Genomic DNA, 26,834 nt, shown 5'->3' on the forward strand with positions numbered 1-26,834 from the left:
CACTTATACTGTTACCATCCGTTCAATTAACATATAAATCAAATAGGAACCCAATAATGTCTGATGCAATGAAAGCGTTACTTAACCTACGCAGCTTACGTGCTGTCGCGAAAGAAATGACCGCCGAGCAACTTAAAGAAGCGTTAGAAAAGCTGCAAACCGTCGTTGAAGAACGTGAAGAGATTGAGCGTCAAGCGCAAGAAGAAGAAAAAGCACGCCTAGCGAAACTAGAAAAATACCGTGAGATGTTAATCGCCGATGGTATTGAACCTGATGAACTCATGAAATTATTAGGTGGTGCAAGCAAGTCTAAATCAACAGGCAAGCGCGCGGCACGCCCTGCTAAATATCAATACACTGATAGCGACGGCTCGGTAAAAACATGGACCGGTCAAGGTCGTATGCCGAAAGTGATCCGTGAAGCAACCGAAAATGGTAGCGCGAAATTAGAAGACTTCTTGATCCCTGGCCAACAAGCCTAAGTGTTGCACATAAAGATAAAAAAAGAGGCCGGACGGCCTCTTTTTTTTATCTGATTCGTAAAACTCTGTCATCATCCATTAACCAAACTTTATCCGGTCTGCCAAATGACTGACTGCTAACGCAAAGTAGTGCGAACGGTTCCATTTCAACAAGCTTTGATAATTGTTATAAACCAAATAAGCTCGTCCAAGTTCATCATCAGGCTGAATCAACCAAGCTTGAATATCGACATTCGGCAACGCTTGGCCATTAAGACGCGTTACACCTAATGCTTGCCATTGATTCAATGACAGCGCCTTATTACTTTCGACACCAAGTTTATTCCTATCTATATGCTTTGGTAATTTAACTTGGCGTCCCCATGTGTACGTATCGTCCCAGCCAGCTTGTTTTAGATAGTTCGCCGCAGAAGCAAAGACATCAGCTTCCGTTTGCCAAATATCTTTTTTACCATCTTGGTTCCCATCAACCGCATAATGAAGGAAAGACGTCGGCATAAACTGGCTTTGCCCCATTGCACCGGCCCATGAACCTTTCATGTTTTCAGGCGCAATATGCCCTTCTTGCAATATGGTCAGTGCTGCCATTGTTTGTTGGCGGAAAAAGGTTTCTCGACGCCCATCATAAGCCAATGTGGCCAGTGCTTCGATAACATTGTAGTTGCCTTGCAGTTTGCCAAAATTACTTTCCACGCCCCACAAGGCTACAATGAAACGAGGCTGAACCTGATATTCCTCACCGACTTTTTTTAGCGCCGCATAATGTTTTTTATACAGCGCTTTCGCCTGATCGACTTTCCAATCCGGTACGGCGCGGGGAATGTATTCATCCAAGGTTAAACGCCGCTCAGGTTGATTTCGATCGGCACTGACCGCCCGTTCATGATACTCAATGCCAGCAAACGCGCGTGCCAGTATATCGTCATCAATCCCTGCTTGACGCGCTTCCTCTTTCAATGATTCGACGTACTGATCAAACCCTTCTTTTGCAAATAGCGGCCCCGAGGTAAAAACTGAGGCTGCAACCAATGCTGAAATCAAACCTTTGCGCATACGCTTCCCTAATTACAATTTTTCATTCTTGTTTCGGATAGCCTGCAACGCCGCATCCGGTGGCGGTGGTAATTGTAGAAAGAACCCTTCGTTTTGCAGACTTTGTTTCACTTTCTCAATATCAACAACCGCAAGTTTTTCTCGCTTACCGAGATCAATCATCATGGCAAACTCTGGTTGTCCAAAACTGTTCATTAATGCTTCTGGCACATCATCGAATTTATCTCTCCCCGGTACATAAAGATAGGTGCCTTCTTTCTTTTTGCTACGATAAATTGCGCAATACATCTCAATGTCCTCATCAGCATGCCATAACGATGGCGAAATAGTGTCATCGACGAGTTAAGGTTTGTTAGGCTTTGCCGCAAAATGTGTCACACAATGCTCACTAAACGCGGCTCACATCGCGCACCATGACAAGAAATCGCCAAAATTAGGGGGCAATGTCCGCCGAATATCAAACCCTGCTTGCCGCATCGATGCTGTGAATATACCATGCTATCCAACGTCTGATAATGCGCGTCTGACTCGCGTTTCAACGATATAACCGGAATCAAACAACATGCACAAACACCCGGAGTTGAAAGGCTCAACTTTTACTTTGTCTGTTCTTCATCTTGTGGATGACAATTTTACTGAAGCGGCCGCCATTTTGGCTGATAAGGTTTCTCAAGCCCCCGCATTTTTTGAAGGCGCGCCTGTGGTGGCGGATGTCAGCCGTTTAAAGCTATGCCCAGATCTCACCGCTTTAAAGCACTGCTTAAGTGAAACTGGGATGATTTTAGTCGGCCTTACTGGCGTCACGCATAACGATACCCGCCAGCAAGCCAAATCGGTGGGGCTTGCTGTACTCAAATCGAGCAAGCAATCTCGTGTTGCCGATCCGATTCAAACCCCCACTAAAGTAGTCACGAACCCGGTACGATCGGGACAGCAAATCTATGCCAAAAATGCTGACTTGGTGGTATTGAATCATGTCAGTGCCGGGGCGGAAGTCATTGCTGATGGCAGTATTCATATCTATGGCGTGCTGCGCGGCAGAGCCATTGCCGGCGCCAGCGGCCAGCAACAAGCGCGTATTTATTGCCAGAATTTACAATCAGAATTATTGTCAGTAGCCGGTAGCTACTGGCTAAGCGACAAAATTCCATCTGAATTTATTGAGCGACCCGTCATGGTCTCGCTCAATCAAGAAAGCTTACAAATAGACCCCCTCACGCTATAACAGAATAAGGACGAGGAATGGCACGAATTATTGTAATTACCTCCGGTAAAGGCGGTGTTGGTAAAACCACGTCGAGTGCAGCACTCGCGACGGGACTTGCCATGGCTGGCAAAAAAACCGCAGTGATTGATTTTGATATTGGTCTTCGTAATCTCGATTTAATTATGGGATGTGAGCGCCGCGTGGTGTATGACTTTGTCAACGTGATCAACGGTGAAGCCAACCTCAATCAGGCGCTGATCAAAGACAAACGGGTTGAAAATCTATTTATTCTTCCAGCCTCACAAACTCGTGATAAAGATGCACTCACCAAAGAGGGCGTCGAACGGGTGTTAAAAGAGATGGATGAGATTGGGTTTGAATACATCATCTGCGATTCGCCTGCGGGTATCGAAGCTGGCGCCCTCATGGCTCTTTATTTTGCCGACGAAGCCATCGTCACGACCAATCCTGAAGTCTCTTCGGTGCGCGATTCTGATCGGATTCTGGGCATTCTCGATTCAAAATCTCGCCGCGCCGAAAACGGTGAGGAACCGGTTAAGCACCACTTGCTCCTCACCCGTTATAACCCAAGCCGCGTGACCAACGGCGAGATGCTCAGTGTGTCGGATGTTGAGGAAATCTTACGTATTCCACTGTTAGGGGTCATCCCAGAAAGCCAGTCAGTACTGCATGCCTCAAACAAAGGCGAGCCCGTGGTTCTCGATCAAGAATCGGATGCGGGACAAGCGTATGAAGATGCCATTGCAAGATTGCTTGGCGAAGAGCGCCCATTCCGCTTTATTGAGGAAGAGCGCAAAGGTTTTCTAAAACGCTTATTTGGAGGCTAATGTGGCATTGCTAGAGTTCTTTCGGCCAGCCAAGAAAAAATCCGCCAACATTGCAAAAGAGCGCCTGCAAATCATTGTTGCGGAGCGACGCAGTGCAGATAGCCCTGCCCCAACCTATTTGCCACAGCTCAAGCAGGATATCTTAGATGTGATCCGTAAATATGTGGATATCGGTCCCGAGCAAGTCTCCGTGAGCCTCGAGCAAGGGGACGACGATCTTTCCGTGTTAGAGTTAAATGTGACTTTGCCCGAAGAAGGGAAAGAGAGCTAAAGCGTGAGCCTCGTTCGCTGATTGTAGAAAAGCGGTGCTGAGCACCGCTTTTTTAATGCGTCACTGGCGCACTGGGAATCATCTCTATCAGGCGCTTGCCAATCAGAGTATATCGCCACCCTTGTGCGAGGTCTGGGCGTTTGTCTTCCGCTTTATGCTCTCGCCATACCCAACTGATCAGCTGATTCAATTGCTTCTTTGAGCCAATAAACTCCGGTACAAAACCCAGCTCATCCGCACACTGTTGAACGCTTTCTTTGAGCGTCTTAATCACGGCTTTGTAACCCGGCTCATCGACTAAACGCGTGATGGGTTGTGGCCACTTCGCTTTAGGAAGCTTCTCAGCTTGCTTCGCCAGCGTGATCAAAGTTTGGGCATGATAGCGAATCTCAAATTTATCAAAATCATGCGCTTGCATTTGCTCAACGCTACGAATTCCAAATCGCGCCATTTTCCAAAGGTGAAGCTCTTTCACTATGAAATTAAGCGCGATATCGCGACGTCGTGCTTCTTTCGCGCGCCACTTTGCAAGCGATTGGAGCACCGCCAATTGATTCGGCTGCAGCTGCCACGCGTATTTAATATCAAGATATGCCAGCGAATCCTCTTTGGGTTGGCGCTTTTTGTCACATAAGCGGGTACATTCTTCTTGCAACGCCGCTTGCCACTGTGTTTTTGCCAAGGCTTTCTCAAGCGCTTGGTACAGAGGCATCAAATAATACACATCCGCCGCCGCATAATGCTTTTGCTTATCGGTTAGTGGGCGCGCACACCAATCAGTGCGTGATTCGCCTTTATCAAGCGCCACTCCCACATAGGTATTTACCAAACTCGCAAACCCTTCTGATACACCGTGCCCTAAAAAAGCAGCCATCAGCTGGGTATCAACCATAGGGGTGGGTAAGGTACCAGCATAGTGTTGGAACACATCTAAGTCTTCACTACTGGCATGCAATACTTTGGTGACATTGGTGTCAACCAGCAATGCCCACAACGGGGAAAGATCCTCGATTTCAATCGGATCGATGAGTACAAGTTGCTCACCATCATACAATTGCACCAACCCAAGTTGCGCGTAAAACGTACGGGTACGCACAAATTCGGTATCGACCATCACAGCGGGTTTCTGGCGCATTTTTGCGCATACGTCGACAAGTTGTTGATGTGATGTGATTTGTTGATAATTCACAAGTTAGCCTATAAAGAAAATGCCGGCAATGCCGGCATTTCGTGATTCGTTACGCTCCAGTTTACCCTTTTCGCGGGCAGCGCGCATCAAGCAGACGCTTTTTGCGGCGCCTTAGGGGCTTCATCGCGTAACTCACGGCGCAAGATTTTACCTACATTGGTTTTCGGTAGCTCATCGCGGAATTCAACCACGCGAGGCACTTTATAACCGGTCAAATGCTTACGGCAGTGCGCTATAAGATCATCACGGGTCAGCGACGGATCCTTTTTCACCACACAAATCTTAACGACTTCGCCTGAGTTTTCGTCTGGCTGACCAATCGCGGCGACTTCCAATACCTTATCATGCAGGGCGACCACATCTTCCACTTCATTGGGATAGACGTTAAAGCCTGATACAAGGATCATGTCTTTTTTACGATCGACAATGTGTAAGAAGCCGTCATCATCAAACTGCACCACATCACCGGTTGCCAACCAACCGTCTTCATCGATACTTTCACGCGTCGCCTCTGGTCGGTTCCAATAACCTTGCATCACTTGCGGACCACGCACCAACAATTCGCCCGGTTGGTTATCGGCGACATCTTCACGATTTTCATCCACAATACGGACTTCCGTAGATGGGACGGGCAAACCGATCGACCCGTTGTAATCACGCAAGTCATAAGGATACGCCGCCACAAGCGGTGAGCACTCGGTTAAGCCATAGCCTTCTAGGAGGTGCTTACCGGTCAGTTTTTTCCAGCTTTCTGCGACAGCACGTTGTACTGCCATGCCGCCACCGACGGTGAGGCGCAGGTTGGAGAAATCTAACTCATGAAAATCTTCGTTGTGTAGCAAAGCGTTAAAGAGGGTGTTCACCCCTGTAATCGCTGTAAATGGATATTTTTGTAGCTCTTTGATAAAGCCCGGAATATCACGCGGGTTGGTGATCAACAGGTTCTGTCCACCCATTTCAATAAACAGCAGGCAGTTTACGGTTAGGGCAAACACGTGATAAAGCGGTAGCGCGGTCACTACCAACTCTTCGCCCACATTTAGCACCGGTTGATAAGTGCCTTTCGCTTGGTAGACGTTGGCCAACATGTTGCGGTGCGTCAAGATAGCGCCTTTCGCCAATCCAGTGGTACCACCCGTGTACTGGAGGAAAGCGACATCATCACCTTTTAAGAAAGGCTTTACATACTGCATACGGCGGCCACGGCGGAGCGCATTACGCATCGACGTTGCGTCCGGCAAATGGTATTTCGGTACCATTTTCTTGACGTACTTGACCACAAAGTTCACTAACGTGCCTTTCGCACGAGGGAGCTGGTCTCCCAAACTCGTAAGGATCACGTGCTTAACGGGTGTATTCTCTACCACCTTTTCCAAGGTGTGAGCAAAGTTGCTGACAATCACAATCGCTTTCGCACCTGAGTCAGTCAACTGATGCTCTAACTCTCGCGGCGTATATAAAGGGTTGACGTTAACCGCCACACAGCCCGCTCGCAAAATACCGAACAACGCAATCGGATACTGCAGCAAATTCGGCATCATGATCGCCACACGATCGCCTTTTTGTAATTTCAGCTCGTTTTGCAGATACGCCGCAAATGCACGGCTACGCTCTTCGAGCTTTCGGAAGGTCATGACCTGGCCCATGTTAATAAAGGCTGTTTGGTCAGCGAACTTTTGCACTGAGTGTTCAAACATCTCAATCAAAGAGCGATGGGCATCTGGATCTATTTCCGCCGGCACATCCGACGGGTAACGATTAAGCCAAACCTTTTCCACTGGCTTTCTCCTATGTGTTAGCTTGCAGGCTATACTGCCCGCTTCGATCGACGCGAGATTCTATTCAAACAGGTGTTTAACCCGTCCACCATAGCGTTAACATTATTTTTACACGAGCATTTTAAGTGCGCGTTTGAATTTTGGTCACAAAATCTGTTACCCACGATGCAGCCTGTTGCGGTTGTTGAAGGTGACAGTGATGCGTACCTGGCAGGTCCACCACCTGTAATTGGCGAAACCCATGCATCCGTTGCTGAGCATCCTGCGAACGCAATGCAGGATAGCCATCCGTTCCTCGAATGGCGAGAGCAGGACAGTGAATTGCCCGGATAATCGATTCACAATGCGCGGGCGACATCCGGTAAAGCGCATCCCCGCGCAAATGAGGATCGTGTCGCCAAGTGATACCTTGAGGAGTCTCCATCAACCCGCGAGCGACTAATGGCAAAAGCGGTTCAGCCGCCACTTTATTGATGGACGCGCGTAATTGTAGCGCCTGAAATGCAGAATCAAAGTAGCGTTGGCGCTTTTGACGCTGCTTTAAGCGTTGATCAAGACTTTTCGCCAATCGGTTGGTTATCTGTTGAGCAGGTTCAGCCATCGGGCCGAGTGCTTCTATCATTACCAGTGCAGCAATGCGGTCTGGAAAAGCAGCGGCATAGCAACTCGCCACCAGCCCACCGAGTGAGTGACCGACCAAGATCAATGGGCCGGAGAAGCGCTGTTGATGAAGCACTTGGTGTAAATCATCCAAGTAATCGTAGAAGGGGTAATAGTAATCGCCCGGTTTATGTTCTGACAGACCGTGTCCGGGCCAATCAAACAATAATAATCCCCACTCGCTGGGTAAATAAGGCACCAGAGCATGAAAACTGGCTAGGTTATCTTGCCAACCGTGAAGCATGACCAAAGTAGGCGCACCGCTTGCCGCCGGACGGGCAGCTCCCGCGACACGCGTTGAGGCCAGTGAGAGTATGAGTGGTTCTAATCCACTCGACAAGCCGATCATCGCTGGATTTGCTTGAAGTGCCTCATCAAGTTGCGCCGACAGTGGGGTATGCATCATTGGTTAGGGTAAAGTGATCACGCTTTGAACTCGACCAGTCCCGACACCTACCCGAACGCGCGAGCAATATAGCCCATAACAATAGGGGCGATCGTCATCGATAACCTTTTGCTCAATGTTCCACAGCTGGTGCCCTTTGACTGACAACACAGGGTAGGCATACTCATAGTCCCCGACTTTACCCATTTGCTGCTCAACAAACTCACCCAATACCGTAATAGGACGCCCTTTCGCATAGTCTGCAGGATCGACAAAGCCGCTAAAAACCGCCTTAAATCGACCCAGTGATGACGCACCTATATCGGGACGTCCAGCACTCGAGGTAGGCAACGCGACGATTTCGACCACCGAGTCCGCTTCGCGGTTTTCAACACTGGCAATCATACCGCCCATGCGCACTTCTTCACCCTGATTGGCTGCGGTCATACTGGCTACGACCGAGTACTCAGTTACCGGCTGATCCATACGACCTTTTAAACTGTCAGGCAAGGTGCTGCAACCGGTTAACAGTAGCGCCCCGATCATCAGCAATCCGATTGGTATTAACTTCATCACACGTACTCCTCTCTCGACGTCATACATAGATATCGACCCCGACGAGGTTCAGCAGTTCCTCTCGCCGCGCATGGTTAAGCACCGCTAAGTAAGACGACATCGCCTGACGACCGCGGCCATCGGGTAAATCATACTGAATATGTTGTTTAGCTTGCTCTGCCTCTGAGACAGAGACGTGTTGCACCTTTTGCCGCACTGCCTTGGCAACTTGGCTCGTTTGCGGGGTTTGTTTACGCGACGCTTTCTCCGAGGATGAAGGGCGCCGCGTTTGATTCGGCCGGTTAGGCGGTGAAGAAGGAATTCCGTTAATCGATACCATACTTGCTTCCTATGCGAGGCAAACCGACCCAAACAGACTCTTACTCGCGTCCGGGGAGCTTCTTCCACGTGACCTTGTCACGCAAGTAGGTGGGCGTCGCGAGCTCAGCGGCGACAGCCTCACCACGCTGGTAGGCGTGTTTAGCGATAGCCAGCATGTCTTGTGCTTGTGGATACAACACGCCCGATTCCGTGGTGGTCAGATCCAACCCTTTCGCTAATTCAGGATAGGCAGGCCAGCCGGTTCCCGCCAGTGCCCACGTACCATCGGTCGATTCAAGACGTAATGCGTCAGGCGCGACAACCGCTTCATCAGCCAACGCAAGCCAATCGCCATTTTCTTGACGTTGATACTGGGCAAAGTATAGCTCTCCCATTCGCGCATCAATCGCCGTGAGTACTTGCGTCGTGCCATGAGTGCGGTGCGCTTGCTCTGCCATCGCCGCTAGCGTCGATACGCCCAGCACGGGTAAATCAGCACCAAACGCTAAACCTTGTGCAATCCCAATGCCAATTCGCACGCCAGTGAAGCTACCTGGACCGCGACCAAAGGCGAGAGCATCGAGTTGCGTGAGTGATACGCCCGCCTCCGCGAGTACCTCATCGACCATGGGTAAGATTTTATTGGTGTGTTCACGCGGCGCAATGTCACTGCGCACCATCATCTGATCGCCGATAGACAGCGCAACAGAGCAGTTTTCCGTGGCCGTATCCACGGCAAGCATTTTTAGCGTCATTTAACCCTCAATCGGTGATTGCAATGCAGTCACATCTGCATCGGTATGGTCAGCATTAATGGCTGACAAAAAGTCGTCAATATTATTTAGATCGCGCGTGCGCGGTATGGGCGGTAAGCTGCGCAAAAAGGTGGCGCCATAAGGGCGCGTCACTAAGCGGTTATCACAAATGATCAACGCGCCTTGATCGCGCTTGTCACGAATCAAACGCCCGACCCCTTGCTTGAGCGTAATTACCGCTTCTGGTATCTGCACTTGCGAGAAAGGGTCACCGCCTTGCAACTTACAATCTTCAATACGCGCTTTAAGTAAAGGATCATCGGGTGAGGCAAACGGCAATTTGTCGATGATCACGCAACTGAGTGCCTGCCCACGCACATCTATCCCTTCCCAAAACGCGCCGGTTGCCACCAGCAACGCGTTCCCCAGTGATAAATATTCTGCCAACAGGCGCTGTTTAGGCATTTCGCCTTGCATCAGTACCGGGATCTCGAGCTGGCCGCGAAACAACGCCGTTAGATCTCGCACCATTTGATGCGACGTACATAAAAAGAAGCAGCGCCCTTGGTTGCGCTCAATCACAGGCCCCAACAAGGTTGCCAGCTTATCGGCTCGCCGATAGCTATTGGTTTCAGGCACATGGCGTGGCACACACAGTCGCGCTTGTGAGGGGTAGTCAAAGGGGCTTTCTAATGTCATCTGCTGTTGTGCTGAAATGCCAAGTCGATGACTAAAGTGGCTAAAGTCACCTTCCACGGCGAGTGTCGCCGAGGTAAAAATCCATGCCCCACCTTGTTCATTCATTTGTTCGCGGAAACGATCGGCCACCGAGAGCGGCGTAATATTGAGGCTGAAGTGATGGCGCGTACACTCATACCAGTACGAATAGCCTGTGATCGACGTATCACGCAGTCGCGATAAACGTGCCTTAAACAAGGTGATGCGATCAAACGCCGCATCCAATAGTTGGCTGCGACCCAGTGACAGTTTGACCACGTCATGGGCCAACTCCAGTGCATCGGTTAAGCGTACTAATTCTTTCTCGACAGCCGGTGAGGCTTGAAGCTCTCGCCAATTGCCACGAAAGCCGGGCTCTCCCATCACTAAACGCATATCCATCGCCGCTTGCGATAAACGATCGGCGACTTTTTCCAACTGTCGGGTATCACGCAATTCCGTACGATAAGCAATGTGGATGTCTTTCGCAGCGTCTTGTAACTGGCGACTAGACAGCGACTGACCGAAATATTGGCTGGCAATATCAGGTAATTGATGCGCTTCATCGAACACCATGATATCCGCATCTGGGATCAATTCCCCAAACCCAGTTTCTTTGATCGCCACATCAGCCAAGAACAAATGGTGGTTCACGACCACTACATCCGCCTCCATCGCACGACGGCGCGCCTTGACCACATAGCAGTCTTCATAGCTTGGACAGTCTTTGCCAAGACAATTGTCGTTGGTCGACGTGATCACAGGAATGAGCGGACTGTCTTCCGCCAACGCGTCACATTCACTCAAATCCCCCGATTCTGTATACGAAGACCATTCGCGGATTTTGACCAGTTGGCTTAGTTGGCTCGGATCGCTATCTGGACGATGACACTCACTGATTTGACGACTCAAACGCTCGGGGCATAAATAGTTTACTCGCCCTTTCAACAGCGCCGTGGTACCAGTGAACCCCAACGCCGATTTCATCAAGGGTAAATCGCGATGATAAAGCTGCTCTTGCAGGTTCTTTGAGCCCGTGCTGATGATGGCTTTTTTACCACTCAACAATACAGGGGCAAGATAGGCATACGTTTTCCCTGTTCCTGTACCGGCCTCGACCACCAACTGTCCTTGCTCGCGGATCGCGGCATCGACCGCCATCGCCATATCGGTTTGCGGCTGTCGAGGCACAAAGCCATCAATTGCTTTTGCCAGCGCACCGGCATCAGAGAAAACCTTTCGGATCATTGGATAAATACACAGGGGAAAGCGGGCATTATGCCAAAGCCCCCAAGAGGATGAAACCACTTCCCCTCGGATGTTCGGCTAACAGGATAAATTCACTTTGACCTTGGGGTGTAGACAGGGTAAAACCGAAGGACTATTAAGCAACATAACATCAACATGGAACGAAAAACATTACTCACGGATTGTCCCGATGCCCAAGGCCTGATCGCCAAGATCACCAATATTTGTTACAAGCACCAACTCAACATCGTCCATAATCGCGAATATGTCGACAATGCCACGGGTCGATTTTACATGCGCACCGAATTGGAAGGGATTTTTAATGACCACACGCTGTTGTTAGATCTCGACCAAGCGCTTCCTGCTGGAAGTCACCGTCAGCTTATCAGCTCACGACGAAAGCGCGTTGTGATCATGGTGACCAAAGAATCGCACTGTTTAGGCGACATTTTAATGAAAGCCTACGATGGCTCTTTGGATATCGAGATTGCTGCCGTGGTGGGAAACTATGACAAGCTACAGACGCTGACTGAGCGCTTCGATATTCCGTTCCACCATATTTGCCATCAAGATTTATCGCGTGAAGCACACGAGCAGGCAATGTTAAAGGCAATCCAGCCGTACCAACCCGACTACATCATACTGGCCAAGTATATGCGCGTGCTCACGCCAGACTTTGTCGCGCAATATCCACACAGAATCATTAATATTCACCATAGCTTCTTGCCAGCATTTATTGGCGCACGCCCCTATCATCAGGCTTTTGAGCGTGGTGTCAAAATCATTGGTGCGACCGCTCACTTTGTTACCAACGACTTGGATGAAGGCCCTATTATTGGTCAAGATGTGATTCATGTTGATCACAGTTTTAGTGCACAAGATATGGCCAAAGCCGGACGTGATGTGGAAAAAAGCGTGCTGAGCAAAGCGATCGCCCGAGTAGTGGATGACAAGGTATTTGTTCACGGCAATAAAACCGTGATCCTATAATCACTTATCGCCCCCTAGACAGCCTTACGACGCCAGTGCTTAGTCACTGGCCTCGCTTGCAATAATCTCAGCCAGCGGAAAAGGGTGAAACTTCACGCAAACATCTTGATACTTAAAGGCGATGGTCGGATTAGGTAACCGCTCGCCTTTAACACAAGGTTCGCTGCTCTTCACCGTGATGGCATGTTGCTGTTCCGCGCGTTCAAATATGCCTGGAAACGCTCGCTGCAATGCTTGCTCAAGTCCTACCATATCAGGGTTAGCGCAGGGCAGCACAAACTCAACATGCTCCCAGCTTTGCCGCGGATAGCGTTTGTGGCTAGGAAACGGAAGCTCAACCCAATGCGTTTGCCATTGACCAATGGTTAATGCTTGGTCGAGTGCATAAATGTGGATTGGCCGACCATTGACGATCGCCTCAGAGCACAACTTACCTTGCGACGCGAGCTCACTGGCCAAAGATGCGGTTACCGCAACCTCGTGGGTGCGTATCGCGACGTGATCCAGTGTCAGCCCCGAGCAATCGATCGCTAGCAAGTCAAGCAACTGATTGATTTTATCTGCAAAAGCTGCTTTATCTCGCATCAGGGTAGTTAGGTTCGTGGCATCATGCATAGTGACCTCTTTAAGGTTAAACGTCGCCCGTTTCATTTCAGCGCGTAAAGATATCAGTGTTGACGGTGAATAACTATTGCCAACCCCTGCTAGTTTATGGGTATCATTAGGGTTTACCCGCGTCAGTTGACGCCACGGTTCGCAACAATACAGCATCCCGCCAACACTGTGCTTGTACGCCCAAGGCTCAGTGCAGTGTTGGCGGATTCTTGTATCTGTAAGCTGGAAGCCCACACAACGGGCAGTTAACAATCGGCCCGGTTAGTAGTAAAGGTAAGCAAGTGAATATTCAAAGTCTTCTTAACGAGAAAGTTTCTGCCGCCATGGTTGCGGCTGGTGCGCCTGAAGGCACACCGGCGGCGGTACGTCAGTCTGCTAAACCTCAATTTGGTGATTATCAGGCCAACGGCGTGATGGGCGCAGCAAAAAAATTAGGATGTAACCCTCGCGAGTTCGCACAAAAAGTACTGGATGCCCTCGACCTTGGCGATATGGTCAGTAAAACCGAAATCGCTGGCCCTGGTTTTATCAACATTTTCTTAAATGACCAATGGCTGGCGAAGCAAGCAGACCAAGCGCTCGCGGATGCGCGATTAGGTGTCGCTACGGAAGCGGCGCAAAACATTGTGGTCGATTACTCGGCACCAAACGTTGCCAAAGAAATGCACGTGGGCCACCTGCGTTCAACCATCATTGGTGATGCCGTTGTTCGCACCTTGGAATTTCTAGGCCATAAGGTCACCCGCGCCAACCATCTCGGCGACTGGGGCACGCAATTTGGTATGTTGATTGCCAACTTGGAACTGCATGAATCTCGCGGTGATGACATCTCGATGGAACTTGGCGATATTGAAAACTTCTATCGTGAGTCCAAGCGCCGTTACGACGAAGACGAAGAGTTTGCTGCCACCGCACGTCAGTATGTAGTGCGTCTTCAGCGTGGTGATGCGTACTGCAAAGAAAAATGGGAAAAATTAGTGAAAGTGACGTTGGAACAAAACCAACGTAACTACGACCGTCTTAATGTGTCATTGACTGACAAAGACGTCATGGGTGAAAGCCTTTATAACGACATGCTGCCGGGCATCGTCGAAGACTTAAAAGCGAAAGGCATTGCTGTTGAAGATGACGGTGCACAAGTCGTGTTCTTGGATGAATACAAGAACAAAGACGGTGAGCCTATGGGTGTGATCATTCAAAAGCGTGATGGTGGCTTTTTGTACACCACCACCGACATTGCCTGTGCCAAATACCGCTACGAGCATTTCAATGCCGATCGCGTCTTGTATTTTATTGACTCACGCCAGCATCAGCACCTGATGCAAGCTTGGACCATTGTGCGTAAAGCTGGTTACGTGCCTGATTCTGTCAGCCTCGAGCACCATGCGTTTGGTATGATGCTTGGCAAAGATGGCAAGCCATTTAAAACGCGTGCTGGTGGCACCGTTCGTCTTGCTGACTTACTCGACGAAGCTGAAACCCGTGCCAAGGCACTGATCGCCAAGAAAAATCCAGACATGGATGAAGCTGAGCAGCGTGAAATCTCTACCACAGTCGCAATGGCGGCGGTGAAATATGCGGACCTGTCTAAGCACCGCACCACGGACTACATCTTCGACTGGGATCATATGCTGGCATTTGAGGGCAATACAGCGCCTTATATGCAGTACGCCTACACCCGTGTTGCTTCTGTGTTTGCAAAGTCAGGCGTTGACCGTGATGCACTAGGGGGTGAAATGGTCATTGAGCATGAGAAAGAAAAAGCATTGGTTGCCAAGCTATTGCAATTCGAAGAAGCGGTTAAGTCTGTTGCTCGCGAAGGCCAACCACACCTGATGTGTAGCTACTTGTTCGATTTGGCGGGACTTTTCTCTAGCTTCTATGAAGCGTGCCCAATTCTATTGGCTGAAGGTCAAACCCGTCAAAGTCGTCTGCGTATGGCAGCACTGACAGCAAAAACGATCAAACAAGGTCTTGCGCTACTGGGTATCAATACCCTTGAGCGCATGTAACGTGGCCTTATTCGACCGATAGCTGATATGCAAGCCCACCTTAACCGGTGGGCTTTTTAATGGTTAGCCTTGCCCGAAACGCTGTTCGGTTTCGCTTAGCCAAAGCCGCTCCTCAGGGGTGGATAAGCGTCCCATAACGGCATTGCGATGTGGAAAACGGCCAAAGGCCTCGATAATGTCATAATGCTGACGCGCATAATCGTAGCATTGTTCAAACCAAGCTTGATTCTCTGGTTCAACCGCTTGCCGAAGTTGATTGAAGCGAAACAGAGCTTCTTGCTGATCGTCTTCTCCCTCTGCGTGCTCGAGCGGCATGTAAAAGAAAACACGCTGTAAAGGCGTCAGTGCCTGATCATCCCCTTTCGCTAACCCAGCCTTACAAATGGCTAATGCTAATGCATCATAACGATACGCCGCCGCTAACCCTCGGTATAAATTGCGTGGGAATTGGTCCAGCAAGATAATCAATGCAAGGCGGCCTTGTGGGGTCTGCGCCCACGCATTTAATTCTCCCGCTCCCGCCGCGCTAACCCATGTTTGAAACATTGCTCGAATCTGTTCATCGGTTTCTGGATTGCCACCAAACCACAACGCATTGCACTCTGGCGCCGGCACTTGCTCAGCGCTTTGACCAAACCAAAACGAAAGGACTTCTTGATAGTGCATCTTGCCTCCTACCCGCAACCTTAACCGCTCTCACGATCAAGTCATTCAATATTCTTCTCTATTCAAGCGTACTTGGTTTTGGTTGTCCCCGGTTCAAATCAAACAATCTCATCGGTACTTTGTGACCCGTCAGCAAGTTGTGATGTAAGCTAGAGCAATACATTTCATTAAGGAGCCACCATGTCTTTTTCTCTTCATGATCGCCTCGCTGCAGATAGTGCCTACGTGGGCGACTTTGATTTATGCCAATTACGTCTTGCCCATGCAGATTTTGGCCCTTGGCTAATCCTCATCCCACGCAAAAACCATATCCACGAAGTGCATCACCTCAGTGATGAGGATCAGCAACAGCTATGGCGAGAGTCGGCTGCTGTCTCGCAATGTTTGGAACACTGTTTCCGCCCCGATAAGCTCAACATCGCGGCGATCGGCAACCTCGTGCCACAACTTCATGTCCATCATGTCGCACGCTTCCAAACCGATAGTGTGTGGCCGAATCCTATCTGGGGACATCTTAATGTGGGCCCTCGCGCTAATGATAAACAAACTGCTCTGATTCAAACCCTACGAACCACGTTGATGCCAGATGGATTGGATGTCAATCCGGCATAAAACGCTTCGTTATTTTCGTCAAAATGGAAAAGCGTAGCAATAAAAAACATAAATTTCAGACACTTAAGAGTGATTGCACTTTTAACGAAAGATGGCGGAATTCTCCTAACTCTTCCTGACCCACACAGGCTACATTAGTGACTCTTTCATAACCTTTTCAACCGGGTGGAGTGTCCGCTCCGCCCCCGGCAGCAAGCGAAGGTGTCGTTGACACCCGTGGTATGGTCTCCCCGGTCATACCACGTTCCTTTTTCCTTTATATAAATTCCAATACCAGTCGCTGCCAGATATGTGCAGGCATGCATATTCCTTACTGGCGTAGCAGATTTAATCGGCTGGGCTAGTGAGTGCTTGAGGGAGGATGCGATCACGATACTGTGAGGGGCTCACACCAAAGTATCCTTTAAACCGCTGACTGAAGTACGCTGGATCACGATAGCCACACGCTTCGGCGGTCTCAGTAATACTCATCCCTTGTTTTAACAGCCCGCTCGCATGGGTCAATCGCTTTTGAGTGATATAGCTGGTGACCGTGATGTGAAAATACTGGCGGCATTTGCGTTGTAAGTTCCGCTCCGACATGGCCAACGCAGCAGCCAGCTCATGAGTAGAAAAGTCAGGATGGGTAAAGCCGCTTTCTACCGCTTGCATAAAACGCGAGATCCATGCTGAGCGCAGCTGTTGACACTGAGCACGGCGTTTAGCGTGATGCCCCTTCATAGTGACGACAACCGCTTCAGGCTGAGCCGCGATGGGATCAAAAACTGGCTGTGTTGTGTGAATTTGTTGAAGACGCTTGCTTTGTTGCTTAGCCTGATAGCGCTGTTTAAACGCTAATCCAACCGCTAACAACACAATACTCACGAAAACAGCAAGAACGGCCCCACTCATCATGTGTGGCAACATGGGAAGAGAGATATCAAGATTTAATACGGTATGCGAGGCACCATCGCGAGGAATGGCAATGCGCAGCTGATACTCTCCCCCTGCCATATTCGCCAGCGTAATCGTATCGCTGCTGGTTTGTTGCCATGCGGCAAGCTGGCCGGCCATTGGGTTCCCCGGATGACGCTTAGCAATCAACTGGTAGTGGACACGACTGACCTGTCGCTCGGGTGGCCAACTTCCCCACTCAAGTTGGGTCGGATTATTTTCCAGCAATGTCATGGACGTTTGCTGGCGAGGTGCAATACGCCAACGCCTATCCTGTTGCCATACCGCGCCAATCACAACCTTCGGCGGTTTTCGTAGTGAGAACGCAAGTTGATCGGTATTAATCACAAAGCGTTCAGCGCCGGAAAAAATGGTCAGCTGATGCGGGTTGGATACTCGACACTCCACCTGTCCCATTGGCGAGGGTAATCTGAATGTCCGTACGACACCTCTTGGCGCGATATGGACGATGGCTTGGTTGCTGTATGCCCAAACACCGTCTTTGTTCCCGGTAATACAATGAAACTGCTCATTGTTTAACGACAGGTAGGCCGCCGACACTGTATCCGGCGTGGTATGGTCATACTGATAAATGCCTTGCGCACTGGCTAGCCAAAGGCGGCCCCGTTCATCGGTATACAAATCAGACAGTGGCAGGAGAGAAACAGGTAATCGAATCGCCTGAAACTGTCCATCTCGATAACGCGTCAAACCTTGCTGCTGCCGGATCCAAACACTACCGCGACCATCATCATAAAAACCTTCAACGTCACCCTCGTCCACTTGCCATCCGGTTCCGTAGTCCACAACCGTCTCTGAATCCGGCCAGTAGCGGATTAACTGAGCCCCTTTTGCCAACCAAAGTGTCCTTGCCGCATCAGTATACAAGTGGTCAGCGGCGAAGTTAGCGACAGGTTCAGGGAGTATTAAACGCGCCCCTGTTTGAGTATCTAAGCCCGCCACACCATTTTCTGTCGACCACCACAACTGGGTCGCTTTTCGTGCGGCACTCTTGATCTTATCGCCGTTTTGATCGGGCATACGCGCCAACCAACGACCACTCAGATCGCGCCAATGACGACCTCTTAACAGCCACGGGTCACTCGCCTCAGAAAAACCATGAGTGATCGCTTGTGGAAAGGGACCATGATGATGCGCAATCCAGCGCTGCCCGGCAGCACGATAACGCAGAGATCGGTCGGTGGAAAACCAAATCCCTCCTTCGACGTCGGCACGTAAAAATGTCACCCTTGAACCATCAATTGCACTCTGACTCGGCGTCCATACCGGCGATGCACTCCCATCGAGTGACAGTAGAAACAGTCCTTGATCATTGGCGGCCCAAACGCCTCCCGCGCCTGATGCGAGAAAACTAAATCCACCCTGCTGAGTTAATATGTGTTGCCCCGTCACAGAGTGTTCATCGAGGGCAAGTAAATAGACCGCATTTTGGGTGCTGACCCAAGCCCTCGAGTCTTGCCCTGTGACCGCAGTTATCGCTGAATTGAAGCGATGTATCTGGCGAATACCTTGTTCATCCACTTGGTAGAGCCCCTGACCAATAGCAATCAAGCGATGCTCGTTCGTCATCCAAGTTAACTCGGCTTGCCATTGTCCTGCGCGCCAAATAGAAAAGCTGTTGTCTTCCACCACATAACGGCTGAGTTGACCGTCACTAATATGCCAAAGCTCACCGTCTATCGTCGCAAGACGGGATTGTGCATCCGCTTGGCGCGCCAACACCGTCTGTGGCAGACGATAACGAGTGACAATATGCTGCCCCGATTGGTAGCGATAAATAAAGTTTTGCCCTGCCATCCAAAGGGCATCATGCGCAAAGGCAATCGCCGTTACTTTTTCTTCGGGCAGACTGAGAACATCACTGAGTGGGTGGGTTTGGTGGCCGTCAAAAAAGACAACCGCGCCTTGATGATTAAGCAGCCACACTCCTCCACCCGGCTGGTAGGCAATATCACGCACGTTCGCGACCGCCTGCAAGCCCGGATAGGCTTGGAACGAGGTTTCCAATCCATGATGTGCCTGCAAAGGCAGACAGAGAAAGGTGCTAATTACCCAAATCAGGCAGAGCAAAAGGCGTTTCATGCAACTAAGAGAGGAATAAGGGTCGCAAAATTAAGACGGGTATCATCCTGTGTAACCAAACAAAATGGAACCCTGCGACCCTCAATGTGAGCTAGGCCTCACATTCTTGAGATTTATTAGCTGTTCAGAACTTGAGACAGCTGCTGGTGAGCGCGTCTTGCTTGACGCTTGAAGTCGTCCTGCTCGCTACGCGGTACAGGATGCGCTTCAGGTAAAGGAACCTTCATCGCATTCACTGGATGGCCATATTTAATCAGCTCAAAATGCAAATGAGGTCCGGTCGAGCGCCCAGTGTTGCCACTCAATGCGATTTTTTGCCCCATAGAGACGTGATCACCCGGTTTCACTAAAATACGGTGAAGATGCAAATAGCGGGTCGAGTATTCGCGACCGTGTTTGATCACGACATAGTTGCCGGCTAGTGGGTGCTTGCGTGCTTTGACCACTACCCCATCGCCTGCCGCCAAGACGGGCGTACCCACCGGGGTGGCAAAATCGGTGCCATTATGCGGTGAAATGCGACCGGTGATCGGATGCTTACGATGTGGGTCAAATGGCGAGCTGATACGGTAACGCTTAGCGGTTGGGAAACGGCGCAAAGCACGATCCAGACTATGGCCCTGCTCATCGTAAAAGCGACCATCGGTGTGGCGGTAGACAAAGATATCTCGATCGCCCGCTTGATAAAGCATCGCCATCACGTCGCCAGACGATACCGCTTTATTATCGATAAACTCTTTGTTGACCAATACTGAAAAGCGATCCCCACGATGGGATTCTGCGCCAAAGTCAAAACGCCATTGTAAGGCTGAGACTAAGTTCTGAATTTGGTTGGGCGTCAATCCTGCTTGTCGAGCTTGCTGGTAAAAGCTACTTGTGACGCGGCCCGACAGAGTGACTTGCTCGTAGACTCCGGTCGTTTCAAGTTGCTCGTAGCTCACCCCATCCGCACCGAAGACATACTGATCCCGATATTTAATCGATTGATAGACGGTGAGTGAGGATAGCTGCCCCTCATCATCAACTTGCCAATCAATTTTTTGCCCAAGCCGAATATCGCCCGCTTTCTGATTCACATCGAGGATCTGGTACATCTGACGTAGCGGTAGGCCGTACTGTGAAAAAATCGCGCCCAAGGTATCACCAGAGGCAACCGTGTGGGTGTGAATGCGGGCCGCTTCTGAAGTGATATCTTGCTCGAGAGCATCTTCAGGCACTGTCAGTGCTGGATCATCAGCGTCTAAACCAACTTCAATCGGCTCACTGTTTTCTAGCGGCATCGATGCCTGTTGCTCATCGATTAGCGGCAATGAGCGACGTTCATCGTGATGTTTAAAAGGATGTGGCTGCCACATGAGTGCGGCAGCAACGAGTAACGATAATGAGGCGAGCGCCAGCTTGTGCTGGCGAGGTAGCCGAGCGGTCGCGGCTAACCAGTTAGTGAGTAGTTTCATGCTTTAAACAACGTGCGAAGCGGTTTCCCATATCTTTCAAAAAAACCTGATAACCATCAGGCGCAACTCGAATAGCAGTTGCCAACGGATCCAAAGCAATCACAGTAACGTCATCGTTTCGGGTCACAGCATCGACCAGTGAGGGATTAAACTGCGGCTCGGTGAAGATACAGGTCGCGTCATGATTTAGCAATCCTCTCCGGATAGTTACTAGGGTCTTTGCGCCCGGTTTTTGGCTAGGATCAACGGTAAAGTGGCCCGTTTTCTTCAAACCAAATGCTTGTTCAAAGTAACCGTACGCATCATGAAATACGAAATATCCACTTTGCTGGCGTTGCGCCAATGCCGCATGAATATCGGTTACTGTCTCATCCAGCTGGGCGTTAAAAATGGCTAATTTAGCGCGGTATTGGTCAGCCTTTTCGGGCGCAGTTGTTATCAAGGCTTGAGTAATCGCCCGCGCTGCGACACGTGCCGACTCGGGGCCCAGCCAAATATGAGGGTCAATACCATGGTGGTCATGGTCGTGGCCATGATGATGGGTCTCTGCTTCCCCGTCATAATGACGAAGCGGGATCCCCTCTACTTGAGTGAGGGTTAATACATTGGGCTGCTCTTGCAACAGTTTACTCAAGAATAATTCAAGCTCCGGTCCCACCCAAACTGTCAAATCAGCCGCTTTCAAATTGCGAATATCAGAAGGTTTTAGCGCGTAGCCGTGTGGTGAAGCGCCGGGCGGAAGTAACACCTCGACCGTATCGTCGTCTGCCACTAGCCCTTGTGCAATCAGCTGCACCGGCTTAATCGTGGTCATCACAGTGACAGCCTGCGCTGGCAAGGCCAGTAACAGCGCAAAAAATAGTCCAATAACACGCACACCCATGGTTTACCCCAATTAATCAGTTTCATCAGCGATGCGAAATGTTATAATATAACAATTCCAATTCACAATGCTTTTTTCACTATGACTGACTCGCTAGTCACCCTCGATGCGGTGACGGTGACCTATAACGGCCGCCAGGTTCTGGATAATGTGTCGCTAGACTTAAAACGCGGCAATATCACCACATTGATTGGCCCTAATGGCGCGGGAAAATCCACCCTTGTAAAAACACTGATTGGCTTGGTTAAACCCAGCCAAGGCGCTGTGAGGCTTAAAAAAGGATTAAAGATCGGTTATGTGCCACAAAAGCTTCAGCTTAACCAAACACTACCCTTGACGGTCGACCGGTTTATCCGCTTGGGGACGCGCTACACCAACGCGCAAATTACGCAAGCGCTAAGCACCGTCAATGCGGCCGCACTGCAATTTTCTAACATGCATACCTTGTCCGGCGGAGAAACCCAGCGGGTGTTGCTTGCCCGTGCGATCCTGAAATCTCCCGATCTTTTGGTTCTGGACGAACCCGTACAAGGCGTGGATGTCAGCGGCCAGCTTGAAATGTATAGCCTTATCGCGACGCTACGCGACACACTCAGCTGCGCCGTTTTGATGGTCTCACACGACCTGCATTTAGTGATGGCGAAAACCGATGAGGTGATCTGTTTGCAGCACCATGTGTGTTGCTCAGGGGCGCCAGATGCGATTTCTCAGCATCCCTCTTATGTCGCGATGTTCGGTCGCCAAACCAGCGAACAGCTTGCTTTGTATCACCACCATCATAATCACGATCACGATTTATCTGGACAGCCTGTTAATGGCTGCCAACATCAGGAACACCAGCATGATTGAGTTTTTAATGGCACCTATTCTAGGAGGGGTGCTGATTGCCGCCATTGCAGGTCCACTGGGCTCTTTTGTGGTATGGCGTCGAATGGCCTATTTTGGTGATACCCTCGCCCATGCGTCGTTGCTTGGGCTCGCCGTCGGTTTTTTGTTGCAAATTGACCTTAATCTTGCGCTTATCGCAACCTGTCTTTTACTTGCCATTGTTCTGGTTGGTTTACAGCGCCAGCACTTAGTCGCCACTGATACTCTGCTCGGTATTTTGGCGCACAGTGCTTTATCGTTAGGGCTCGTCGCGGTCAGTTTTCTTGATACAGTACGTGTGGATTTAATGGCGTATCTGTTTGGGGACTTATTGGCCGTGACCTATACCGATTTAACTTGGTTAGCAATTGGCGCTTGCTTCACATTTGCTGTGTTGGCTTATTACTGGGAGCCCTTACTCTCAATGACCGTCAGCGAAGAGTTGGCTCAAGTTGAGGGCATTGATGTGGAACGCTTACGGCTGCTGCTCATGTTACTTATCGGGCTTGTGATTGCACTGGCGATGAAATTTGTCGGCGCCTTGATCATTACGTCGATGCTAATCATTCCCGCAGCGACAGCGCGACGTCTCTCTGCCACGCCCGAGCAAATGGCATCATTGGCGAGTTTAATTGGTATGGGCGCCGTTTTTCTCGGTATGGCGGGCTCTTGGTTTTACGATACTCCAGCCGGTCCATCGGTCGTAGTTGCGGCGGCAGGCGTATTTATGCTGAGCCAACTGATCCCGATTCGGCGCCGCTAGCGACTCATCCATACGGTTAGCTTGTGCTCATACAAAACAAGACAAAAAAGCCGCTCACAGTGAGCGGCTTTGAATCATGCTACGACTGCGTTTTTACCATCCGGTTTTATCGCGCAGTGCTTGACCAATTTCTGCCAAGCTTTTTACTGTGGTGACGCCTGCAGCTTCAAGTGCTGCAAACTTGTCATCGGCGGTTCCTTTACCACCAGAGATGATCGCACCCGCATGGCCCATGCGTTTACCCGGAGGTGCGGTTACTCCGGCAATATAAGAAACAACAGGTTTGGTGACATTCTCTTTGATGTAAGCCGCCGCTTCTTCTTCAGCCGTACCACCGATTTCACCAATCATTACAATCGCTTCAGTCGCTGGATCCTTTTCGAACATTTCGAGAATGTCGATAAAGTTAGAACCTGGAATAGGATCACCACCAATCCCGACACAGGTTGACTGGCCAAAGCCTTCATCCGTAGTCTGCTTCACCGCTTCATAGGTCAAGGTACCTGAACGTGACACGATACCGACTTTACCCGGTTTATGGATGTGACCTGGCATGATGCCAATCTTACATTCACCTGGAGTGATCACACCTGGGCAGTTCGGACCAATCATGCGAACGCCAGCTTCATCAAGCTTCACTTTCACTTCCAGCATATCCAGCGTTGGGATCCCTTCGGTGATACACACAATCAGCTCGATACCCGCATCAACTGCTTCGAGAATCGCATCTTTACAGAATGGTGCTGGCACGTAGATCACAGACGCTGTTGCACCCGTCGATTCCACGGCTTCTGCCACTGTGTTAAACACCGGCAAACCGAGATGGGTAGTTCCCCCTTTACCCGGTGATACCCCACCAACCATTTGCGTTCCATATTCGATCGCCTGCTCAGAGTGGAAGGTACCCTGTCCACCCGTAAAGCCCTGACAGATGACTTTGGTGTCTTTATTAATCAGCACTGACATTGTTATTTACCCTCCGCTGCAGCAACGACTTTCTGTGCGGCTTCTGTGAGTGAGGTGGCCGCGATGATGTTCAAGCCGCTATCGGCTAGTTTCTTCGCACCTACTTCGGCATTATTGCCTTCTAGGCGAACGACAACAGGCACTTTCACGCCCACTTCTTCCACTGCGCCAATGATGCCGTCGGCAATCAAGTCACAGCGAACGATGCCGCCGAAGATATTCACCAATACTGCCTTCACATTGCTGTCAGACAGGATAATCTTGAATGCTTCAGTCACACGCTCTTTCGTCGCGCCACCGCCGACATCCAAGAAGTTAGCAGGGCTACCGCCGTGCAGATTAACAATATCCATGGTGCCCATCGCAAGACCTGCACCATTGACCATGCAGCCAATGTTTCCATCGAGGGCAACGTAGTTCAGTTCCCACTGCGCCGCATGCGCCTCACGGGCGTCTTCTTGGCTTGGATCGTGCATCGCGCGAACCTGTGGCTGGCGATAGACCGCATTGCTATCAATCGACAGTTTTGCATCCAAGCAGTGCAGGTTGCCCTGATCAGTGATCACCAATGGGTTCACTTCAACCAATGCGACGTCTTTGTCAAGAAACAGCTGTGCAATCCCCATGAAGATCTTGGTGAACTGCTTGATTTGCTCACCTTCAAGGCCCAATTTAAATGCTAGTTGACGGCCTTGATAAGGCTGAGGACCAACTAAAGGATCAATCGATGCTTTGTGAATTAATTCAGGCGTTTCTTCCGCCACTTTCTCAATTTCCACACCGCCTTCTGTTGACGCCATGAAAACCACGCGACGTGAGCCACGGTCAACGACCGCACCGAGATATAGCTCTTTGGCGATATCAGTGCAGGATTCAACGAGAATTTTACTAACCGGTTGGCCATTCGCATCTGTTTGGTAAGTAACGAGGTTTTTACCTAGCCATTGTTGTGCGAACTCGCGAATTTGTTCTTTAGAGGAAGCCAGTTTTACGCCGCCCGCTTTACCGCGACCGCCCGCGTGGACCTGACATTTGACGACCCATTTGTCGCCACCAATTTTGTCGGCTGCTTCGGCAGCTTCTTGTGGTGTGTCGCAAGCATAGCCCTCTGAAACTGGTAGACCATATTCAGCGAACAGCTGCTTTGACTGATATTCGTGCAGATTCATGATGTTCTATCCGTGTTAATGTCCATTATTGTGTCTTTGTGCTTTCCAAATGAGGGGACTCCGTCTCCTCGACTGATAGCCAGCACATCACGTACCGGCCCATCAGTTAAACGTCCAATAGCAGACGTGTTGGGTCTTCAAGAAGCTCTTTGATGGTAACCAGGAAGCCAACCGATTCACGGCCGTCAATCAGACGGTGATCGTAGGAAAGCGCCAAGTACATCATTGGTAGGATCTCTACCTTGCCATCTACCGCCATTGGGCGGTCTTGAATTTTGTGCATGCCAAGAATGGCTGCCTGAGGTGGGTTAATAATTGGCGTCGACATCAGCGAACCAAATACCCCGCCGTTAGTGATCGTAAAGTTACCCCCGGTTAGCTCATCAACGGTTAGCTTACCGTCTCGGCCTTTGACCGCGAGATCACGGATCCCTTTTTCGATATCCGCAAAGCCTAGCTTGTCGCAATCACGCAGCACTGGTGTGACCAAACCGCGTGGTGTTGATACCGCCATGCTCACATCGAAGTAGTTGTGATAAACGATGTCATCACCGTCGATAGACGCATTCACTTCAGGATAACGCTTGAGCGCTTCAACCACTGCCTTCACGTAGAAGGACATAAAGCCGAGGCGGATATCGTGGCGTTTTTCGAAGCTATCACGGTACTGCTTACGCAGTTCCATAATCGGCTTCATGTTGACTTCGTTGAACGTGGTCAACATCGCGGTGCTGTTTTTCGCTTCTAACAAGCGCTCAGCAACACGCTTACGTAAACGTGTCATTGGCACACGTTTTTCACCGCGCTCAGCCACTGCAGGAACGTCTTGGGCAGGTTTGCCTTGCTCGCCACCTTTTGGCTTGTTCTTCAGGTAAGCATCAACATCTTCTCGGGTAATTCGTCCACCCACGCCTGTGCCTTTCACCGCATCAGGAGAGATATCATGCTCAGCCAGCAAGCGACGCACGGCTGGGCTCAATGCATCATTAGACTCTTCTTCCAGTGATGCTGTATGGCGCTTATCCGGTGACGCTTCTGATTCAGCAGGCACGTCTTTGGTCGGCTCTCCTGCCACAGCGCCTTCTTTCAACTTAGCGATGGCTTGTTTCGCCAACACGGTTGACCCTTCATCTTCAATGATTGACTCCAACACGCCATCAGCAGGCGCGGGCACTTCCAGTACCACTTTATCCGTTTCAATATCAACCAGTACTTCGTCACGGGTTACCGAGTCACCTGGCTGTTTGTGCCATGTGGCAATCGTTGCGTCAGCCACAGATTCGGGTAAATCGGGAACCAGAATTTCGATTGTCATATCGTAGTTATCCTTAA

Annotated in this window: 26 protein-coding genes; 9 read left to right on the forward strand and 17 right to left on the reverse strand. The window is 50.2% G+C overall.

What is annotated here, in order from left to right; translation table 11 throughout:
* Window positions 1–56 precede the first annotated feature (56 nt).
* Entirely contained in the window at window positions 57–482 is a 426-nt protein-coding gene (locus BZG82_RS09260; protein ID WP_069588796.1) for an H-NS family histone-like protein, read from the forward strand.
* 78 nt (window positions 483–560) lie between these two features.
* Here the strand turns inward: BZG82_RS09260 and BZG82_RS09265 are convergent, their stop codons facing one another.
* On the reverse strand, window positions 561–1,535 hold the full coding sequence (locus BZG82_RS09265) for a lytic murein transglycosylase (RefSeq protein ID WP_077765697.1): 975 nt from the start codon (window positions 1,533–1,535) through the stop codon (window positions 561–563).
* Window positions 1,536–1,547: 12 nt separating this feature from the next.
* Window positions 1,548–1,823 carry a YcgL domain-containing protein gene (locus BZG82_RS09270; RefSeq protein WP_069588792.1) on the reverse strand — a complete coding sequence of 92 codons (276 nt, stop codon included), beginning with the start codon at window positions 1,821–1,823 and terminating at the stop codon, window positions 1,548–1,550.
* A gap of 274 nt (window positions 1,824–2,097) precedes the next feature.
* Here BZG82_RS09270 and minC point away from each other — a divergent pair, with 274 nt between their 5' ends.
* Genes minC through minE form a run of 3 tightly spaced genes read left to right on the forward strand, consistent with a single transcriptional unit; the run spans window position 2,098 to window position 3,861 of the window.
* Window positions 2,098–2,760, forward strand: a complete 663-nt coding sequence (minC, locus tag BZG82_RS09275) for a septum site-determining protein MinC (RefSeq protein WP_069588789.1) — start codon at window positions 2,098–2,100, stop codon at window positions 2,758–2,760.
* Window positions 2,761–2,777: 17 nt separating this feature from the next.
* Window positions 2,778–3,590 carry a septum site-determining protein MinD gene (minD, locus tag BZG82_RS09280; RefSeq protein WP_077481185.1) on the forward strand — a complete coding sequence of 271 codons (813 nt, stop codon included), beginning with the start codon at window positions 2,778–2,780 and terminating at the stop codon, window positions 3,588–3,590.
* A 1-nt stretch (window position 3,591) separates the two neighbouring features.
* Window positions 3,592–3,861: a cell division topological specificity factor MinE gene (gene minE, locus BZG82_RS09285; protein ID WP_069588784.1), complete on the forward strand. Its 270-nt coding sequence runs from the start codon at window positions 3,592–3,594 to the stop codon at window positions 3,859–3,861.
* 52 nt (window positions 3,862–3,913) lie between these two features.
* Here the strand turns inward: minE and rnd are convergent, their stop codons facing one another.
* From rnd to BZG82_RS09320, 7 genes are all read right to left on the reverse strand, one after another.
* Window positions 3,914–5,050: a ribonuclease D gene (rnd, locus tag BZG82_RS09290; RefSeq protein ID WP_077661731.1), complete on the reverse strand. Its 1,137-nt coding sequence runs from the start codon at window positions 5,048–5,050 to the stop codon at window positions 3,914–3,916.
* Between the two features lie 86 nt (window positions 5,051–5,136).
* Window positions 5,137–6,828 carry a long-chain-fatty-acid--CoA ligase FadD gene (gene fadD / locus BZG82_RS09295; protein ID WP_069588781.1) on the reverse strand — a complete coding sequence of 564 codons (1,692 nt, stop codon included), beginning with the start codon at window positions 6,826–6,828 and terminating at the stop codon, window positions 5,137–5,139.
* Between the two features lie 121 nt (window positions 6,829–6,949).
* The gene (locus BZG82_RS09300; protein ID WP_241825776.1) at window positions 6,950–7,894 is read right to left on the reverse strand and encodes an alpha/beta fold hydrolase; all 945 of its coding nucleotides are present in this window, start codon (window positions 7,892–7,894) and stop codon (window positions 6,950–6,952) included.
* Window positions 7,895–7,897: 3 nt separating this feature from the next.
* Complete coding sequence (locus tag BZG82_RS09305) at window positions 7,898–8,446, reverse strand: Slp family lipoprotein (protein ID WP_158011478.1); 549 nt, start codon at window positions 8,444–8,446, stop codon at window positions 7,898–7,900.
* Window positions 8,447–8,468: 22 nt separating this feature from the next.
* Entirely contained in the window at window positions 8,469–8,768 is a 300-nt protein-coding gene (locus tag BZG82_RS09310) for a hypothetical protein (RefSeq protein ID WP_077481179.1), read from the reverse strand.
* A gap of 40 nt (window positions 8,769–8,808) precedes the next feature.
* Complete coding sequence (gene tsaB / locus BZG82_RS09315; protein ID WP_077481177.1) at window positions 8,809–9,504, reverse strand: tRNA (adenosine(37)-N6)-threonylcarbamoyltransferase complex dimerization subunit type 1 TsaB; 696 nt, start codon at window positions 9,502–9,504, stop codon at window positions 8,809–8,811.
* Window positions 9,505–11,469 (reverse strand): ATP-dependent DNA helicase, encoded by a 1,965-nt coding sequence (locus tag BZG82_RS09320; protein WP_077765698.1) that lies wholly within the window; start codon window positions 11,467–11,469, stop codon window positions 9,505–9,507.
* A gap of 156 nt (window positions 11,470–11,625) precedes the next feature.
* Here BZG82_RS09320 and purU point away from each other — a divergent pair, with 156 nt between their 5' ends.
* Window positions 11,626–12,459, forward strand: a complete 834-nt coding sequence (gene purU, locus BZG82_RS09325; RefSeq protein WP_077765699.1) for a formyltetrahydrofolate deformylase — start codon at window positions 11,626–11,628, stop codon at window positions 12,457–12,459.
* 39 nt (window positions 12,460–12,498) lie between these two features.
* On the opposite strand, the gene BZG82_RS09330 is transcribed toward purU, so the two are convergent.
* Entirely contained in the window at window positions 12,499–13,074 is a 576-nt protein-coding gene (locus tag BZG82_RS09330; protein ID WP_158075995.1) for a VOC family protein, read from the reverse strand.
* Between the two features lie 281 nt (window positions 13,075–13,355).
* On the opposite strand from BZG82_RS09330, the gene argS reads away from it, so the two are divergent.
* Window positions 13,356–15,086 (forward strand): arginine--tRNA ligase, encoded by a 1,731-nt coding sequence (argS, locus tag BZG82_RS09335; RefSeq protein ID WP_077765701.1) that lies wholly within the window; start codon window positions 13,356–13,358, stop codon window positions 15,084–15,086.
* A 63-nt stretch (window positions 15,087–15,149) separates the two neighbouring features.
* Here the strand turns inward: argS and BZG82_RS09340 are convergent, their stop codons facing one another.
* The gene (locus BZG82_RS09340; protein ID WP_077481167.1) at window positions 15,150–15,752 is read right to left on the reverse strand and encodes a DUF924 family protein; all 603 of its coding nucleotides are present in this window, start codon (window positions 15,750–15,752) and stop codon (window positions 15,150–15,152) included.
* A 180-nt stretch (window positions 15,753–15,932) separates the two neighbouring features.
* On the opposite strand from BZG82_RS09340, the gene BZG82_RS09345 reads away from it, so the two are divergent.
* Entirely contained in the window at window positions 15,933–16,364 is a 432-nt protein-coding gene (locus tag BZG82_RS09345) for an HIT domain-containing protein (RefSeq protein WP_077661739.1), read from the forward strand.
* Between the two features lie 327 nt (window positions 16,365–16,691).
* On the opposite strand, the gene BZG82_RS09350 is transcribed toward BZG82_RS09345, so the two are convergent.
* From BZG82_RS09350 to znuA, 3 genes are all read right to left on the reverse strand, one after another.
* Complete coding sequence (locus tag BZG82_RS09350) at window positions 16,692–19,400, reverse strand: AraC family transcriptional regulator (RefSeq protein ID WP_077765702.1); 2,709 nt, start codon at window positions 19,398–19,400, stop codon at window positions 16,692–16,694.
* A 116-nt stretch (window positions 19,401–19,516) separates the two neighbouring features.
* Window positions 19,517–20,854: a murein DD-endopeptidase MepM gene (gene mepM, locus BZG82_RS09355; RefSeq protein ID WP_077661741.1), complete on the reverse strand. Its 1,338-nt coding sequence runs from the start codon at window positions 20,852–20,854 to the stop codon at window positions 19,517–19,519.
* Window positions 20,838–21,737 (reverse strand): zinc ABC transporter substrate-binding protein ZnuA, encoded by a 900-nt coding sequence (gene znuA, locus BZG82_RS09360; protein ID WP_077765703.1) that lies wholly within the window; start codon window positions 21,735–21,737, stop codon window positions 20,838–20,840. Before znuA ends, mepM begins: the two co-directional genes overlap by 17 nt.
* 81 nt (window positions 21,738–21,818) lie before the next feature.
* Between znuA and znuC the strand changes: the two genes are divergently transcribed.
* Window positions 21,819–22,586, forward strand: a complete 768-nt coding sequence (gene znuC, locus BZG82_RS09365) for a zinc ABC transporter ATP-binding protein ZnuC (RefSeq protein WP_077640810.1) — start codon at window positions 21,819–21,821, stop codon at window positions 22,584–22,586.
* The gene (gene znuB, locus BZG82_RS09370; protein ID WP_077640809.1) at window positions 22,579–23,367 is read left to right on the forward strand and encodes a zinc ABC transporter permease subunit ZnuB; all 789 of its coding nucleotides are present in this window, start codon (window positions 22,579–22,581) and stop codon (window positions 23,365–23,367) included. Before znuC ends, znuB begins: the two co-directional genes overlap by 8 nt.
* A 93-nt stretch (window positions 23,368–23,460) precedes the next feature.
* Here the strand turns inward: znuB and sucD are convergent, their stop codons facing one another.
* The 3 genes from sucD to odhB form a co-directional block, all read right to left on the reverse strand.
* Window positions 23,461–24,333, reverse strand: coding sequence for a succinate--CoA ligase subunit alpha (gene sucD / locus BZG82_RS09375; protein WP_077455210.1), 873 nt, complete (start codon window positions 24,331–24,333; stop codon window positions 23,461–23,463).
* Between the two features lie 2 nt (window positions 24,334–24,335).
* A complete protein-coding gene (gene sucC / locus BZG82_RS09380) occupies window positions 24,336–25,502 on the reverse strand; it encodes an ADP-forming succinate--CoA ligase subunit beta (RefSeq protein WP_069588378.1) in 1,167 nt (388 codons plus the stop codon).
* A gap of 106 nt (window positions 25,503–25,608) precedes the next feature.
* The gene (odhB, locus tag BZG82_RS09385) at window positions 25,609–26,817 is read right to left on the reverse strand and encodes a 2-oxoglutarate dehydrogenase complex dihydrolipoyllysine-residue succinyltransferase (protein ID WP_077661742.1); all 1,209 of its coding nucleotides are present in this window, start codon (window positions 26,815–26,817) and stop codon (window positions 25,609–25,611) included.
* Window positions 26,818–26,834: the final 17 nt, after the last annotated feature.

Origin of the sequence: Salinivibrio sp. PR5 (assembly GCF_001996085.1) — a bacterium.
GTDB lineage: Bacteria > Pseudomonadota > Gammaproteobacteria > Enterobacterales > Vibrionaceae > Salinivibrio > Salinivibrio proteolyticus.